The sequence below is a fragment of the Streptomyces sp. NPDC058683 genome (assembly GCF_042716195.1).
Classification (GTDB): domain Bacteria; phylum Actinomycetota; class Actinomycetes; order Streptomycetales; family Streptomycetaceae; genus Streptomyces.
In genome coordinates this window covers 1-1607 of record NZ_JBHXSK010000135.1, presented here as the reverse complement: position 1 = coordinate 1607, position 1607 = coordinate 1, and the positions used below count along the sequence as shown (strand labels likewise).

General features: G+C 68.8%; 3 protein-coding genes. All 3 read left to right on the top strand.

The genetic code is table 11. The features are described from left to right. Positions 1 to 109: 109 nt before the first annotated feature. Positions 110 to 532 (top strand): hypothetical protein, encoded by a 423-nt coding sequence (locus ACFWXC_RS53015; protein WP_384491547.1) that lies wholly within the window; start codon positions 110 to 112, stop codon positions 530 to 532. 142 nt (positions 533 to 674) lie between these two features. Continuing rightward, positions 675 to 935, top strand: a complete 261-nt coding sequence (locus ACFWXC_RS53010; RefSeq protein WP_384491545.1) for a transposase — start codon at positions 675 to 677, stop codon at positions 933 to 935. 2 nt (positions 936 to 937) lie between these two features. Further along, positions 938 to 1607 (top strand): IS701 family transposase (locus tag ACFWXC_RS53005; protein WP_384491543.1); only part of this gene is annotated, 670 nt, incomplete at its 3' end.

The following is a 1607-nucleotide window of genomic DNA, read 5'->3' as shown; positions in this document are numbered from 1 at the left end:
TGGCTGGGTGGCCTCCACGGCGTGGTCAATGTCGGGGTGGGGGTGCCCTGTCAGTGCCGTCCCATACGCTGCGCTCTTGATCGAGTAGTTCGGAGGGAGAGGGGCGGAGATGGGCGGAAACGGCTGGCGTCACACGGGCCCGTATCAGCGTGATCTGGAGGCTGCGTTCCGCCAGGCCCAGGAAGACGAGTTGGTACGGGACAACCATGGCTTCGAGGGTCGGTCCGTTGAGGAACTGTGGCGCAGCCCGCAGTGGCAGGAATACATATTCACGGGCGGCACGGGATCCGTGCTCGACTTCCCCCTCATGATCGAAGCTGAGGACACCGACGACGGTCCGTTCATGCGACCGCTGACCGATGGGGAGGTGCGTGCGTGGGCTCCCCACGGCCGGCCTACCTACGAGGAGTGGGACGCCGCTCTCGATTCCGAACGGTTGGACTTCCCAGGTCGTGCCCAGGGAAACTGCGTAGTGCTCTACCGCGACGGTAGCCCCGCGGAAATCGGCTATTGGGGGGTCACCGCCGACTAATACTCCAGTTGCCTTCGCGATCGTGCTGCGGACGCGGCTGCGAACGGGTGCGGCCACCGCGTGATCATCGGTTGGTGTGTGGACAAACGAAGATTGTGCGGCGGCCGCGGACCATAGCGTAGATCCAGCCCGCTGGCGGGAGATGTTCGACCAGGCCATGGCCCGGATCGCGGGCCGCTTCAGCCGAGTTGAGCCCCGGCCGAGTGCCCGCGCCTATCTGCTCGGGCTGTTGTCGAAGGCGGAGCGGAAGAACTGCTGGCAGATGGCCGAGCAGGCTGGTCTGGCCCGGCCGGGCCCGATGCAGAGGCTGCTGCGCTGCGCACGCTGGGACGCCGACGCCGTCCGCGACGATGTCCGCGCCTACGCGCCCTCGAACACCTCGGCGCCGACGGCGCAGTGCTGATCGTGGACGAGACCGGCTTTGTGAAGAAGGGCCGGGCCTCTGCCGGCGTGCAACGGCAGTACACCGGCACCGCCGGGCGCATCGAGAACTCCCAGGTCGGCGTCTTCCTCGCCTATGCAACCGGCCGGGGACGGGCACTGGTCGACCGCCGGCTCTACCTGCCCGAGCAGTCCTGGTGCTCCGGTCCCGAACGCCGAGAGGCGGCCGGGATACCAGGTGAAGTGCGGTTCGCGACGAAGCCCCGCCTGGCCTGGGAGATGATCGCCGCCGCGCTGGACGCCGGAGTGAAGGCGCCATGGGTGACCGGCGACGAAGCCTACGGCCAGGACCCGCAGCTCCGTGCCGCCCTGGAGGCGAGCGGGACCGGCTACGTGATGGCCGTCGCCTGCTCGACGCGGGTGCGGATCAACCAGGGCCGCACTCCCGTCCGCGCGGACACCGTTGCCGGACAGCTGCCAACCACCGCCTGGCAGCGGCAGAGCGCCGGCCGCGGCGCGAAGGGCCCGCGCTACTACGACTGGGCCTGGATCCACATCGGCACGGACGGACACCGCCACCTGCTCATCCGCCGCAACCGCACCACCGGCGAACTCGCGTTCTACCTGTGCTGGTCACCCGCCGTGATCACACTCGCGGAGCTTGTACGCGTCGCTGGTGTCCGCTGGAGCATCG

Bases quoted from the DNA above. Each gene is read 5' to 3' on its own strand.
- ACFWXC_RS53015 (WP_384491547.1), top strand. From the start codon at position 110: ATGGGCGGAAACGGCTGGCGTCACACGGGCCCGTATCAGCGTGATCTG.
- ACFWXC_RS53010 (WP_384491545.1), top strand. From the start codon at position 675: ATGTTCGACCAGGCCATGGCCCGGATCGCGGGCCGCTTCAGCCGAGTT.